Annotated in this window: 11 protein-coding genes; 3 read left to right on the top strand and 8 right to left on the bottom strand. The window is 44.5% G+C overall.

What is annotated here, in order from left to right; translation table 11 throughout:
- Positions 1–48: 48 nt before the first annotated feature.
- The 5 genes from serS to lrp form a co-directional block, all read right to left on the bottom strand.
- Entirely contained in the window at positions 49–1,356 is a 1,308-nt protein-coding gene (gene serS / locus OCV19_RS05570; RefSeq protein ID WP_065675693.1) for a serine--tRNA ligase, read from the bottom strand.
- A 142-nt stretch (positions 1,357–1,498) separates the two neighbouring features.
- On the bottom strand, positions 1,499–2,854 hold the full coding sequence (locus OCV19_RS05565; protein WP_017107655.1) for a replication-associated recombination protein A: 1,356 nt from the start codon (positions 2,852–2,854) through the stop codon (positions 1,499–1,501).
- 64 nt (positions 2,855–2,918) lie between these two features.
- A complete protein-coding gene (gene lolA, locus OCV19_RS05560; protein WP_017060248.1) occupies positions 2,919–3,515 on the bottom strand; it encodes an outer membrane lipoprotein chaperone LolA in 597 nt (198 codons plus the stop codon).
- 75 nt (positions 3,516–3,590) lie between these two features.
- Positions 3,591–6,761: a DNA translocase FtsK 4TM domain-containing protein gene (locus OCV19_RS05555; RefSeq protein ID WP_065675692.1), complete on the bottom strand. Its 3,171-nt coding sequence runs from the start codon at positions 6,759–6,761 to the stop codon at positions 3,591–3,593.
- A 163-nt stretch (positions 6,762–6,924) separates the two neighbouring features.
- Complete coding sequence (lrp, locus tag OCV19_RS05550; RefSeq protein WP_004734558.1) at positions 6,925–7,419, bottom strand: leucine-responsive transcriptional regulator Lrp; 495 nt, start codon at positions 7,417–7,419, stop codon at positions 6,925–6,927.
- Positions 7,420–7,575: 156 nt separating this feature from the next.
- Here lrp and ald point away from each other — a divergent pair, with 156 nt between their 5' ends.
- Positions 7,576–8,700 (top strand): alanine dehydrogenase, encoded by a 1,125-nt coding sequence (gene ald / locus OCV19_RS05545; protein ID WP_065675691.1) that lies wholly within the window; start codon positions 7,576–7,578, stop codon positions 8,698–8,700.
- Between the two features lie 190 nt (positions 8,701–8,890).
- On the opposite strand, the gene OCV19_RS05540 is transcribed toward ald, so the two are convergent.
- Together OCV19_RS05540 and cysB are read right to left on the bottom strand one after the other, a co-directional pair.
- Entirely contained in the window at positions 8,891–10,093 is a 1,203-nt protein-coding gene (locus OCV19_RS05540) for a methyltransferase (RefSeq protein WP_065675690.1), read from the bottom strand.
- A 140-nt stretch (positions 10,094–10,233) separates the two neighbouring features.
- Positions 10,234–11,208, bottom strand: coding sequence for an HTH-type transcriptional regulator CysB (cysB, locus tag OCV19_RS05535; RefSeq protein WP_065675689.1), 975 nt, complete (start codon positions 11,206–11,208; stop codon positions 10,234–10,236).
- Between the two features lie 322 nt (positions 11,209–11,530).
- Between cysB and OCV19_RS05530 the strand changes: the two genes are divergently transcribed.
- Both OCV19_RS05530 and miaE read left to right on the top strand, forming a co-directional pair.
- Positions 11,531–12,295 carry a hypothetical protein gene (locus OCV19_RS05530; RefSeq protein WP_019822470.1) on the top strand — a complete coding sequence of 255 codons (765 nt, stop codon included), beginning with the start codon at positions 11,531–11,533 and terminating at the stop codon, positions 12,293–12,295.
- A 143-nt stretch (positions 12,296–12,438) separates the two neighbouring features.
- Complete coding sequence (gene miaE, locus OCV19_RS05525) at positions 12,439–13,194, top strand: tRNA isopentenyl-2-thiomethyl-A-37 hydroxylase MiaE (protein ID WP_065675688.1); 756 nt, start codon at positions 12,439–12,441, stop codon at positions 13,192–13,194.
- Positions 13,195–13,298: 104 nt separating this feature from the next.
- On the opposite strand, the gene pyrF is transcribed toward miaE, so the two are convergent.
- Positions 13,299–13,994 carry an orotidine-5'-phosphate decarboxylase gene (gene pyrF, locus OCV19_RS05520; RefSeq protein WP_017078954.1) on the bottom strand — a complete coding sequence of 232 codons (696 nt, stop codon included), beginning with the start codon at positions 13,992–13,994 and terminating at the stop codon, positions 13,299–13,301.
- Positions 13,995–14,108 lie beyond the last annotated feature (114 nt).

The raw sequence follows: 14,108 nt of genomic DNA, 5'->3' as shown, positions 1-14,108 counted from the left end.
TATTCTGGCAAGTCAGGTTAATCTAAATTTGATTAACCTAAATTGACATTAACCGATGTGCGTTACGCCGCCCATGTATGGCTGAAGTACTGTTGGGATAGCAATACGGCCATCTGCTTCTTGGTTGTTCTCAAGAATAGCAACCATAGTACGACCAACAGCAAGACCAGAACCGTTTAGTGTGTGTACAAGTTCAGGTTTCTTCTCGCCTTTACGACGGAAACGAGCTTGCATACGACGCGCTTGGAAATCCCACATGTTTGAACAAGAAGAGATTTCGCGGTAAGTCTCTTGTGCTGGAACCCATACTTCTAAGTCGTAAGTTTTCGCAGAACCGAAGCCCATGTCACCTGTACATAGAATCACTTTACGGTAAGGAAGCTCTAGAAGTTGAAGTACTTTCTCAGCATGACCTGTGAGCTCTTCAAGCGCTGCCATTGAGTCTTCTGGCTTAGTGATTTGTACTAATTCAACTTTGTCGAATTGGTGCATACGGATAAGACCACGAGTGTCACGACCGTAAGAACCCGCTTCAGAACGGAAACATGGTGTGTGAGCTGTCATCTTAAGTGGCAGTTCAGCTTCATCAGTAATCGTGTCACGAACCATGTTCGTTACCGGTACTTCCGCAGTAGGAATAAGCGATAGAGTCTTAAGAGGTACGTCACTTACTTGCTCAGTTAGCGGGCTTGTGTGGAACAAGTCTTCGCCGAACTTAGGAAGTTGACCAGTACCGTAAAGGCTATCGTGGTTCACTAGGTACGGTACGTACATTTCTGTGTAGCCGTGCTCATCAGTGTGAAGGTCCAGCATGAACTGGGCAATAGCACGGTGTAGACGTGCAAATTTGCCTTTCATCACGATGAAACGAGAACCCGAGATTTTAACTGCGCTAGCAAAATCAAGACCGCCAGACATTTCGCCAAGATCGACGTGATCTTTCACTTCAAAGTCGTAAGTCTTAGGTTGACCCCAACGAGAAACTTCTACGTTGTCATCTTCGTCTTTACCATCTGGCACTTCTGCATCAGGTAGGTTAGGAATAGACATTGTGATCGTTTCTAGCTCAGATTGAAGATCAGCCAATGCTACTTTAGCTTGGTCTAGTTCTGTGCCTAAGTTGCCTACTTCTGCAAGGATACGCTCAGCTTCTTCATGGTCGCCTTTTGCTTTCGCTTGACCAATGGACTTCGATCGAGAGTTACGTAACGCTTGTAGCTCTTCAGTTTTCATCTGAAGAGACTTACGTTTTTCTTCAAGTTCACGAATTGTCTCTACATCAAGGGTGAAGCCTCGACGTGCTAATTTTGCCGCTGTTTCATCCAGCTCAGCTCGAAGTAATTTAGAATCCAGCATTGCTAATCCTATGCTTTAGTTATTTGAATATTCAGTAGTTTGCTACTGAATCACTGCTAAACCCCTAAAACTGGTGTTATTTCGACCAATTTATAACGATTTAATTGAAATTTTATGACTAGGTAACGATATCCAAAAAAGACTACTTTTCATAGCGTTTTTGTGGGCTTTTTGCGTCCAAATCCGCCAGATAATCTAGCTTCTCGCCAATTTTGGTCTCTAAGCCTCGTTTTGTTGGGAAATAGTATTGCTTCTCTCCCATTTCAGGAGGCAGATACTTTTCACCCGCCGCGTAGGCTCCTGGTTCGTCATGAGCATAACGATATTCTTGCCCGTAGCCCATGTCCTTCATCAAAGTTGTCGGTGCATTTCGCAAATGATGAGGGACTTCATATTCCGGAAGGTTGTGAGCATCTGTTAACGCTTGCTTCCACGCGGTGTAAACGGCGTTACTCTTTGGTGCACACGCAAGATAAACAACCGCCTGCGCAATCGCACGCTCGCCTTCGGCAGGACCAATTCGAGTGAAGCAGTCCCAAGCGGACATTGCGACCTGCATTGCTCTTGGGTCAGCGTTGCCAATATCTTCAGAAGCAATCGCTAGCAAACGTCTTACGATATACAAAGGGTCGCAACCCGCCGCAATCATTCTTGCTGACCAATACAAGGCCGCATCAGGGTTTGAGCCACGAATTGACTTATGAACCGCCGATATTAGGTCGTACCAAATATCACCCTTGTTATCGAAACGAGCGACTTTCTCACCAGCCACTTCAGCCAACAACTGCAAAGTTATCGCTTTCTCGCCTTTATCGTTGTCTTCTGCCATGTCATACAGCAGTTCAAGATAGTTAAGCGACATACGCGCGTCACCGTTAACCAGTTCTGCAAGGCGATCTAAAACATTATCAGCAAAATCAGCAGGCACATCACCTAACCCGCGTTGCTTGTCTTCAATCGCTTGGCGAATAACGAGAGAAATATCATCTGTATTCAGGGACGTCAGTTTGTAGACACGCGCACGTGATAACAAAGCGTTGTTCAATTCAAAAGAAGGGTTTTCTGTGGTCGCACCAATAAAGGTCACGGTGCCATCTTCGATATGAGGCAGAAAAGCATCTTGCTGACTTTTGTTAAAGCGATGGACTTCGTCCACAAACAGGATGGTTCTGCGCCCTGCTTGCTTGTTCTCACGCGCTTTTTCAATCGCAATACGGATGTCTTTTACGCCCGAAGTTACCGCCGATACGCGTTCAACTTCTGCATTAGCATAGTTTGCAGCCACTTCCGCTAGCGTCGTTTTACCGGTGCCCGGAGGCCCCCACAAAATCATCGAGTGGATATGGCCCGCTTCCAATGCTCTGCGAAGTGGTTTACCTGGGCCTAATATATGCTGCTGACCGATGTACTGTTCGACAGTTTCCGGTCTCATACGAGCAGCAAGGGGACGAAAATCTTCGTCCCCCGCAAAATCTAAGCTGTAATTACTCAATTGCAATCTCTTGATTCGTTGATGGCATTAATGCCTATCGACTTACTACCAAACGATCTGCTTATTTAGATCAGTTTCTTTGGTCGTCGACCTCGACACCTTCCGGTGCCACAAAAGTAAAGCGGTCTGCTGCAGGTTTACCCAAGTCAACATTGCTAAAGGTAAACTCACCTTTTTGACCGTCTTGTTCAATCACATTAAAGCCCTGAACAATACCCTTTTCGGTGATATTAATCTGGAAGTCGCCCTGATTAGAATCGACAGCGGTTGGCGTTAGCGTAAATTGGTTACCCGTTTGCGCCACATTATAGTTATCCCAATCGCTTTCTTGGTTACGTGTAAGTAGGACAAAAGGTGTCTGTGATGTCGCTTGCTCTTGCCAATAAATGCTCACTTGCTCAATGAACGGGCTGTAGTACCACAAGCTTTGACCGTCAGATACCAGTAGGTTTTCATCAGGGAAAGTCGTTTCCCAGCGGAACAAGCTTGGGCGTGCAATCTCAACCGTGCCCTCACCTTCCATAACAACATCACCATCAGGGCTGGTCACGACTTGTTTAAAGTCAGCGCTGAAGCCTGCGTTTAATGCCAAACGGCTACTCAACTCTTCTTTCGGAGAAGCAAACACTGAGAAGCTCATAAATAAAAGTGCGAATACTTTTTTCATCAATAATCCTGTTAGAACATAAGTCGGTCATATTTTCGATTTGACCGACTTAATAGTTATGAGTTCCTACCGGAACTAATCTTTTGGTGGCGCTGGTGCTAAGACTTCTCGGTTACCGTTATGGCCTGGAGCACTTACGATACCTTGAGCTTCAAGTTGCTCGACAATACGTGCAGCACGGTTGTAGCCAATCTTGAATCGACGTTGTACGCCTGAGACTGAGCCACGACGCGAATGAACAACGTGTTCTACCACTTGATCAAATAGAGGATCAACCTCTTCATCACCTTCCATCTTCTCACCCGGAAGCAAGGTTTCTGGGGTTTGTTCGCCGTTGGTGATCTCATCAATATAGTTTGGCTTACCACGCGCTTTCCAGTTATTCACGACTGCGTGTACATCATCATCAGATGCAAAGGCACCGTGAACACGAGTTGTATGGCTAGAACCCGGTGGCAAGTAAAGCATATCACCCATGCCCAATAGTGATTCCGCACCACCTTGGTCAAGGATAGTTCGTGAATCCGTTTTGGTTGATACCGTAAAAGCGACACGGGTTGGAATGTTCGCTTTAATAAGACCCGTAATAACATCCACAGATGGACGCTGCGTCGCTAGAATCAAGTGAACACCCGCCGCACGTGCTTTTTGTGCCAAACGTGCAATCAGTTCTTCAACCTTCTTACCAACCACCATGATTAGGTCGGCAAATTCATCAACGATAACCACAATGTAAGGCAGCTTCTCAAGCAATGGCGCTTCTGGGTCCATGCTGTCACCCGGCTTCCACAGTGGATCGTGAATTGGGTGACCCGCTTCCGCTGCCATCTTAAGCTTATCGTTGTAACCTTTAATGTTACGAACGCCTAATGCTGACATCAGCTTATAACGTCGTTCCATCTCGCCAACACACCAACGAAGGGCGTTCGACGCATCTTTCATGTCGGTTACCACTTCAGACAATAGATGAGGAATACCCTCATAAACCGATAGCTCAAGCATTTTCGGGTCGATCATGATGAATCGAACATCTTCCGGTGATGCTTTGTAAAGCATACTCAGAATCATTACGTTCACACCTACCGACTTACCAGAACCGGTTGTACCCGCAACCAGAACGTGAGGCATTTTCGATAGATCAGCAATAACGGCTTCACCAGCGATGTCTTGCCCTAAAACCACTGTCGTTGGCGATTTCGCTTCTTGGAACTGAGGGCTAGCAACCACATCTGAGAAGAATACCGTTTGGCGGCTCATGTTCGGCAGTTCTAAGCCAACATAAGGTTTACCCGGAATCACTTCTACGACACGTACTGCCAATGCAGAGAGTGAACGCGCTAAGTCCATAGAAAGACCAGAAATACGGCTTACTTTCACGCCCGGGGCCAGATCGAGTTCAAATCGAGTGATTACTGGGCCAGGGAAAATATCAACCACATCTGCCTTGATCTTGTAATCCGCTAGCTTAGATTCAACAAGACGAGCAATTGCCTCTAGCGCATCACGGTCAATAAAGGTTTCACGTTTTTCAGGGTGGAATAACAATTCAAGCGTGGGTAATGGCTCAGCAGGTTTCGGTAAATTCACATCTTGTTGAACCAAGAACGGGTTCTGCGCCGCTGCCATATTCGCTTGGGCTTCAGAAACAATGCTTTGGAATGCGGTGACATCTTGATCTTGATGCGCAGATTCTTCTTCCGTTACTTCTTCCCAAGGAAGATCAACAGCTGACTCTTGGCTTTGTGCTGTTGGCTGTTCAGGCTCTGAATGTTCTTCTTGATAAGAGAAAGGTTCAAACTGTTCTTCGGTTAATGCTGCGCCAGCTAACTCAGCTTCAGTCTGCTCAGACTTAAGATCTGAACCCTGTTGGTAGCTTTGCTCTTCCGTTACATCAAACGGTGAAGGTTGTGCAGAGAAATCGTCTTCCACGGTTGCTTCTGGCTCGCCCATAGGTGAAGCGTATAAGGATTCAGGTTGAACATCTTCAGCACCGAATTCGCCATTTAATTGTGGTGAGCTATCTAATTCTGGTTCAGCACTTTCTAGGTCAGCATGAGCAGGGCTAACTTCTGATTGTTCGTTCTGCATGTATTGTTGGTAAGCAACCTGGGAATCATGCGCGTCGAGCTGATCTTGTTCCGCTAGGTCATCTTCATACATGGCCGCATTTTCTAGCTGCTCTATTGTTGCATTCAACTGTTTAGAGCGCTCAATACCTTCTTCTAACGGTTCTTCTGGCGCTTGGTAAGTAGGTGCTGCAGGGGTCGGTTGCTCTGACTCAATTACCGCTTGAGGCTGAACCTGAGGTTCTTCATGAACAGGAGCGTCTTGTTTCACAGGAGCATCGACTGGCATATGAATATTGTAATGACGCTTCGGCGATGCAGCATTGTCTCGCGCATTTGTCGCCACGTCTGAAGAATCATTGGTCGCAGAAAAGCTCATCGCTGGATCTAGCGGGTCATGCTCTGTCGATTCTTTGTTGTCTTCTATAACAGGAACATCGCGGTAAGTTGGCTCTTGATGGCGCTGATGACGTTCTTCGATTAAATCGCGGTCTGCTGATTCTCTTAATTGAGGCTCAAGCAGCTCTTGATCTTGGCCACGAACCTTATTAACAGCAGACGTGAAGAATTTGATGGCACGTTCACCCAACCATTCCACAATACTTAACCAAGAAATACCGGTTAATAGAGTAAAGCCAGCACCCCATAAGAAAAGTAGAACCAGCGTACTACCAAGAACATTCAACGTCGGAAGTGCAAGGCTTGTTAAGACGTCGCCCACTACGCCACCGGATGAAAAATACCAGATGTCGTCAAAGTTTATATCCGCGAGACCACAACTCGTAAGAATTAGGATAGTCAGGCCGAGTAAGCGAGTGCCCCACAGCATGAAGTCGATCTGCTCGTCTTCATTACGTTTGCGGAATAATACCCACGCAGCAACCGTCACTAAGATAGGCAAAGGGTAAGCCAAAGAACCAAATACGAAGAAAAGCGTATCCGCCAACCAAGCACCTAGGTAGCCACCCGCATTTTGAATGTCACCACCCCACGCCGTTTGCGACCATGATGGGTCTGCAGGACTAAAAGTTAATAACGCAACGGCAAGTAGAATAGAGAAGAGAACACCGAGAATCAGACTGCACTCTTTGAGACGTTGAGAACCACTCAAACGAGGAGACTGAGGCTCTTCACTCGTTTTAATGATTGTTTCTACTTTATTACTGCTCTGCTTGAACATAAACCAACTTAATAATTAAACGGGATAAAAACATCTCGAGCGGCCAAAGCCGCTCGTTTCAATGAAACTACTGTTGATTTAACCATATCAAACAGAAAAACCCAATTCCAGAAAGCAAGAAAGCGGAACAAATGTCCGCTTTCTTTCATTTCACCAATTGTGACTAACGAGTTTTAATCACAAGTTGATTGGTTTGTTTCACTTCTTCCATTACTACGTAAGTTCGAGTGTCGTTTACGCCCGGTAGACGAAGTAACGTATCACCCAGTAACTTACGGTAAGCACCCATATCAGATACACGTGTTTTCAGAAGATAGTCAAAATCACCCGACACTAAATGACACTCTTGGATGTCATCCAGTTTCTGCACAGCGGTGTTGAATTGTTCGAACACATCTGGCGCACCACGGTTCAACGTAATTTCAACAAACACTAAAAGTGAAGCATCAAGGTACTGTGGGTTCAGCAACGCTGTGTACCCAGTAATGTAACCTTGACGTTCTAAACGACGAACACGCTCAAGACATGGAGTTGGAGAAAGTCCTACTCGTTTTGAGAGTTCAACGTTTGAGATACGACCGTCTTTTTGCAACTCATTAAGAATGTTGCGGTCAATACGATCTAGTTCCTTGGACGGCTTCTTATAATTGTCTGCCATTTTTTATTCCACCTTATTACTTCCTTGCAAAAAAATATACTACAACTTTTTAATATTCAGTATCAAATTTTATCTGAACCTATCTATACTAGGTATTAATTCGACAGAATTACCCTACACATAGATAAAACAACCAAAATAAAATGAGGAGTCAGGATGATCATTGGCGTACCTAAGGAAATCAAGAACCACGAATACCGCGTTGGTATGACCCCAGCTAGCGTGAGAGAACTAATCTCACACGGCCACCAAGTTTTTGTAGAAACCAATGCCGGTACTGGTATCGGTTTTTCAGACGATGATTACATCGCTGTAGGCGCATCCATTCTTCCTACTGCTGCTGACGTTTTCGCGAAAGCAGAGATGATTGTAAAGGTTAAAGAACCTCAAGCTGTCGAGCGAGCTATGCTTCGCGAAGGGCAAATATTATTTACCTATTTACACCTTGCACCAGATTTTCCACAAACTGAAGAGCTTATCAAGAGCAAAGCTGTCTGCGTAGCCTATGAGACTGTAACAGATAATATGGGTCGCTTGCCACTATTAGCACCAATGTCTGAAGTCGCTGGTCGCATGTCTATTCAAGCAGGTGCACAAACATTAGAGAAATCTAACGGTGGTTGTGGTCTTCTTCTTGGTGGCGTTCCAGGTGTTGAACCAGCAAAAGTTGTTGTTGTTGGTGGCGGTGTTGTTGGTGCTAACGCAGCACGTATGGCTGTAGGCCTTCGCGCTGATGTTACAATTCTTGACCGTAACGTAGATACATTGCGTCGTCTTGATGAAGAATTCCAAGGTCGCGCAAAAGTGGTTTATTCTACTGAAGACGCCATTGAGAAGCATGTTCTAGAAGCAGACCTAGTGATTGGTGCTGTATTAATCCCTGGTGCGGCAGCGCCAAAACTGGTTACAAAAGAGCACATCGCTAAGATGAAACCAGGTTCAGCAGTTGTTGACGTTGCAATCGACCAAGGCGGTTGTTTTGAGACTTCTCACGCAACCACTCACGCAGACCCAACTTACATTGTTGATGACGTAGTTCACTACTGTGTTGCAAACATGCCTGGCGCTGTTGCTCGCACTTCAACTTACGCACTAAACAATGCAACACTTCCTTACATTGTTAAGCTAGCGAACAAGGGCTACCGCGAAGCACTTCTATCTGATGAAGGCTTCCTAGAAGGTCTAAACGTTATTCACGGTAAAGTAACTTGTAAAGAAGTTGCAGAGAGCTTTGACCTTGAATACGTAGATCCAGAAGAAGCAATCGCAATGTTTAACTAATGATGTAATGACTAACTGAACGCAATAACCTTCTCGTTGAAGCGTTCAGTTAACTCATACAAATTAAACAAAAAGCCAGTACGACATAATGTCACGTTGGCTTTTTTGCATTTCTGACTTTATTTGTATTTATAGCCTTATTTTGCATTAATGGATTTAGGTCGAAAAAACACGAATAGACTGTTTACCACTAGCGCTCGATTTTAACCCCATGAATCAATAGATTTCTTGGCGTAATGCTGCGTTCGCAAAACTCTTCAATCGAAGCTTCATAACCTTGCTCTTGCAGATAGATAGCGCGATCTAAAGCCAGCCATATCTCTAAAGGTCTTCTAAAGACTTGTTGAACCAAACTCAGCTTTTCCATTTCCCAGAAAAGCACTTCGCCTTGAACCAAATAAGAGTCAAAATCGATATCGGAACCCAGCGATAGCTCTTTCACTTCAGATGCCCAACGGCAGAAGGATTCAAAACCCTCAGCTAACTCTGATTTTTTGATGCTCGGTACAGGAATATATTCGTCAATGTTAAGTTCAGCCTTAAGCAGTTGGCTGAAGCCTAGACGATAGCTCATCTCTAGTTGACGATGTCTTTTTACTCTTTCACCACCAGTGACGGTTTCTTGAAGCGGGATTCTTAAATCGCTCTTACTTAACGTTAATGCTGATCTTTTCGAGACAGAAGACATCGCTTGGTAGTTGTCGTCTCGAATAAGATGATAACAACAAGGGGAAATCGTGACCGCGGGTAGCCCATGTGACACTGACTTTTTAACTAACTCAACATGAAGATCGCCACAAGCATGAAGGGCTACTGCATGTTGGTTTGAGTTAAACACGTCATCGGCCTTGTCTGAAAACGCATCTCCTTGAACAAAATTCATCGCTAACTTCTGGTCATCCGCAATCTTTTGTCCGCTTTCGCATAACGATTGCTGCCATTCAAAGCTAGTGACTTTTTGATCCGATTGCTGAGATAGGATTCGACCAAGAAAGCCTTTACCAGAACACCATTCGAGCCACTCTTTGCCATGGTGATGGCCTAATGCAGCCTCGCCCATTGCGACAATTTGATGTAGCTTTCGGCCAGGAATACCATCAGCAGTACCACGTGGGAGGTCTAAACCAACCAAAGCAGTGTTATCGAACTGGATGTTTTGGGTAGCAGTTTCTAATTCAGGTAGGAAACGAGTCAGTTCCTCAATCAAAAGCTGAGGCTGCTCTTTTAAGGTTTGAATGCTTTCATTATCTAAGCTTTCTAACCAATCAACGAGTGGACGATTGACCTCTTTCCACGGCTGCTGTTGAGTTTGGCATAGGTGAAAAGGCTCTGAACGCCAGTAAATCTGGTGCTCTAGCAAAAATGAATCGAGTATTTTAAATCGTGAATGCATGCTTCCCCCTATGATGCGTGGATTGTAGGGGTAAGAGGTCGAAATGGAAAGGCTCGATAAAGAAAACGAAAACTAAAAGCCCTAAAGAAAAACGGCCTGCAAATACAGGCCGAATAAGAATCTAGATTTACACGACGAGATTAACGAACTGGCAGCTCGATATCTTTAAACATCTCTTCTATTTCTTCATTCGATTTCAAAGAAATAGCTTGCTCAACCACAGGGCGAGTTAAGTGCGGTGCAAAACGCTCCATGAAATCAAACATGTAAGAACGCAGGAAGGTACCTTTTCTAAAACCAATGCTGGTTGTGCTCGCACAAAATAGATGGCTCGCATCAATCGCAACCAAATCAGTATCTTGCTCGTGGTCAATCGCCATACTTGCAATTACACCAACACCAATGCCCATACGAACGTAGGTTTTGATTACGTCTGCATCGGTCGCGGTAAACACAACGCGCGGTGTTAACCCTACTTTGTTAAACGCGGTATCAAGCTCAGAACGGCCAGTGAAACCAAATACATAAGTCACGAGAGAGTAAGCCGCAAGATCTTCGATCGTGATATTACGCTTCTGTGCCAGAGGGTGATCTTTGGTCACGACGATCGAACGGTTCCAGTGGTAACAAGGCAGCATAATCGCATCTTGGTAAAGGTGTAGCGCTTCCGTTGCAATCGCAAAATTCGCCGTACCTTTAGCGACGGCTTCTGACATTTGGCTTGGCGTGCCTTGGTGCATGTGAAGCGATACTTTAGGGTAACGCGCCGTGAAACCTTTAATCACATCAGGCAGTGCATAACGAGCTTGAGTATGAGTCGTTGAAATATTCAATGTACCCATCTCTGGATGAGTGTGCTCACCCGCTACCGCTTTAATACTTTCAACGCGTGCCAAAATCTCTTGAGAGATACGAATAATATCTTCACCCGCTTGGGTAACCTGCGTTAGATGCTTGCCGCTACGCTCAAAAATCTGAATACCTAGTTCGTCTTCAAGTAATCTAACTTGCTTACTAATGCCAGGCTGAGATGTGTACAAACTCTCTGCTGTAGCTGAAACATTTAGGTTATGGTTTACAACCTCAACAATGTACTTCAGTTGCTGTAACTTCATATCTAACCTCGTAATCCTTTACTCATTTCTGTGCTAACTTATTTGCAAAGAGAGCGTTATAGTCGCGTGTAATATAATTAATAGTTATAACGCTTCGAACACAAAAATGACAGAAAAATTGATTTTTTCTAGCTTAACAAACAAAAATATCACTAACGCTTTGCAACCCAACCCTCATTCTCATACATTAGTTGGTAAGTTTTGATTGCCGATTTCGCTCAACAAGAGATAATCAGAAATTGCAATTTACGAGTGCCGATACACAATGGAATCGTGTATGCTCTCCAGTTAGCTATAGAAAATAATAAGCAGACTCAAATATATGAATATTGGTTTAATAATCGCCTTAGTAGCCGTTCTTTTGGTGTTAGTTTTAGGCTACAACATCATGCTTCAATATAAAGTTAAGGTAGAAACAGCGAAGAAACAGGAAGCTTCTCGTTATCTAACCATTATTGATGGTACAGAAGAACTGATTGGCAACGCTCATCACATGCCGTTTAGCCAAGATCTTCTTGTATGCTTAAACAATCGAATTCTTGATGCATTAGAAAACATGTATCAACTCGATCCAAAAAATAAGCAGCTTGCCCAACGCATTGAAAGCGTAAAACAACAAATTACTCAGCTTAAAGAGAACTACAAAGGTGGCGAGAGTACCGCTTTCCGCTCACCAAGCAGTGACAAGCAAGCGATCATGATGCTTAAGTTAGTTAAACGCCTGCGTGATACGGTACGTAACGAGCACAATAAAGGCCGTTTCGAGACCCAAGCTTACGTGGTTGAAAATGCTCGCCTAGAAACGATTCAAATCCGTATTAACATTGAAAATGTTATCAAACGTGCAAACGATTCGATTTCTCGCGGACAACCGGGAACAGCGATTCAGCTATTACGCAAAGGTATTGATGCTTTAGCGACTAAGAACGACTCCTACTCTAATCAAGCCAAAGAAAAGCTTCAGCAGATGCTCAACGAGCTTGACCAGAAACGCCAAGACAAAAACGCTCAAGATTTGCAGCAGATGGAATCTAAAGAGCGTGAAGACGATATGGATGCCCTCTTCGGTCAGAAGAAGAAATGGTAACAGTCTAACTCAACACTTAAAGGCCGCCTTATTTACATTAAATAGGCGGCCTTTTTTGTAGCTGTTGAATTTCCTTTCTCTGTATAGGGAGATCTCTTGAGCTGTGATAAAATCCCCGCATTATCAACAAACTTTCCCTGACCATGTATCAAGAATTACTCGCTCCAATCCACTCTTTTCTCAAAGTCGAAACGCCAGATTCATGGATAGATGAAGCCAAAAAGCCTGAAAATCTTCACATCATTCTACGCGATCACATGCTGTGTGAACTGAAGGCTGCACAGAGTGCTTTGTTCCTTATCCGCAAGTACGCAGTTGATAAAGAAAGCGCGAAGCAACTGAATGAATGGATTTTGCCATACGAGCAATTTGCTTACCGTCGTATCGGAGACTTAGAGTCTCTGCGTGGTAAAAGCAACGTATCCAAGCAAATCACAGCGAAAGAAGGCTGTAATTACGGTGCTGACCTAATCGATAAGATGGTTTTACTGATCAAAGAAGAGCTGCATCACTTCTACCAAGTCATGGAGTTGATGGAGAAGAAAGGCGTGACTTACCAGCCAATCGAGGCGGGTCGTTACGCTAAGGGCTTGATCAAACAAGTTAAGACTTACGAGCCTGATGCTCTGGTTGATAAGCTTATCATCGGTGCGTTTATTGAAGCTCGCTCTTGTGAGCGCTTCGCTAAATTGGCTCCTTTCTTGGAAGAAGACATGGAGAAGTTTTACGTGTCTCTACTTCGTTCAGAAGCTCGCCACTACCAAGATTACCTTGAGCTAGCAGAACAGATCGCAGGGAAAGATATTTCAGAGCGTATTTCGCATTTTGCTCAAGTAGAAGCTGATCTTATCACTTCAGAAGACAGCGACTTCAAATTCCATAGTGGTGCTCCGGTTTAGGCTCCACACAGAACATTCAGTCCAGTTTAGACTAATCCAGACTAAAAAATTAAGGCCAGCAATTTGCTGGCCTTCTTTATTTATATCTCAATCCAAATATAGACTTAAGCAAGCGTACCGTTGATCTCTGCAAGTACAGCAGCAGGGTCTATCGCTTGCGTAATCGGACGACCAATAACAAGGTAGTCTGAACCTGATTCAATCGCTTTAGAAGGCGTCATGATGCGCTTCTGGTCACCCACATCTGCGCCGACAGGACGAATACCTGGAGTAACTAGCTTGAACTCTTGACCAAGTGCACCTTTAAGCAAAGAAGCCTCTTGTGCAGAACATACAACACCGTCTAAGCCAGAGTTTTTCGTTAGAGAAGCCAAGCGCATCACTTGTTGTTGTGGTTCAAGATCCAGACCGATACCCGCTAAGTCAGATTGCTCCATACTGGTGAGTACCGTTACACCGATTAACAGTGGACGATCTTTGCCATAAGGTTCTAAGATTTCGCGAGAAGCCGTCATCATACGCTCACCGCCACTTGCGTGTACGTTCACCATCCAAACACCCAGTTCAGCGGCAGCACGGACTGCTTTTGAACATGTGTTCGGGATGTCGTGGAATTTAAGGTCTAAAAATACTGAGAAACCACGCTTATGTAATTCACGAACAAATTCAGGGCCAAACAGGGTAAACATCTCTTTGCCCACTTTTAGGCGGCAAGATGCTGGGTCAATTCGATCGACAAAGGCTAACGCATCCGCTTGATTATCATAATCCAAGGCTACAATGATTTTTTGGTCGTTCATTTCATCTCCTAACGCAGTTAACTTTCTAAAAATTTCTAATCACCTAAGCTGGTGATAAATAACAGTCATAAAAATGCAGCCCGAAAGCTGCAATTAATAATTTGGTCTTAAAGT

Origin of the sequence: Vibrio celticus, from assembly GCF_024347335.1 — a bacterium.
GTDB classification, from domain to species: domain Bacteria; phylum Pseudomonadota; class Gammaproteobacteria; order Enterobacterales; family Vibrionaceae; genus Vibrio; species Vibrio celticus.
The sequence above is the reverse complement of the archived record's forward strand: the minus strand, read 5'-3'. Positions and strand labels throughout refer to the sequence as shown.

Excerpts from the sequence above, each read along its gene's own strand:
- serS (WP_065675693.1), bottom strand. The coding sequence starts at position 1,356 with ATGCTGGATTCTAAATTACTTCGAGCTGAGCTGGATGAAACAGCGGCA.
- lolA (WP_017060248.1), bottom strand. The coding sequence starts at position 3,515 with ATGAAAAAAGTATTCGCACTTTTATTTATGAGCTTCTCAGTGTTTGCT.
- OCV19_RS05555 (WP_065675692.1), bottom strand. The coding sequence starts at position 6,761 with ATGTTCAAGCAGAGCAGTAATAAAGTAGAAACAATCATTAAAACGAGT.
- lrp (WP_004734558.1), bottom strand. The coding sequence starts at position 7,419 with ATGGCAGACAATTATAAGAAGCCGTCCAAGGAACTAGATCGTATTGAC.
- ald (WP_065675691.1), top strand. The coding sequence starts at position 7,576 with ATGATCATTGGCGTACCTAAGGAAATCAAGAACCACGAATACCGCGTT.
- OCV19_RS05540 (WP_065675690.1), bottom strand. The coding sequence starts at position 10,093 with ATGCATTCACGATTTAAAATACTCGATTCATTTTTGCTAGAGCACCAG.
- cysB (WP_065675689.1), bottom strand. The coding sequence starts at position 11,208 with ATGAAGTTACAGCAACTGAAGTACATTGTTGAGGTTGTAAACCATAAC.
- OCV19_RS05530 (WP_019822470.1), top strand. The coding sequence starts at position 11,531 with ATGAATATTGGTTTAATAATCGCCTTAGTAGCCGTTCTTTTGGTGTTA.
- miaE (WP_065675688.1), top strand. The coding sequence starts at position 12,439 with ATGTATCAAGAATTACTCGCTCCAATCCACTCTTTTCTCAAAGTCGAA.
- pyrF (WP_017078954.1), bottom strand. The coding sequence starts at position 13,994 with ATGAACGACCAAAAAATCATTGTAGCCTTGGATTATGATAATCAAGCG.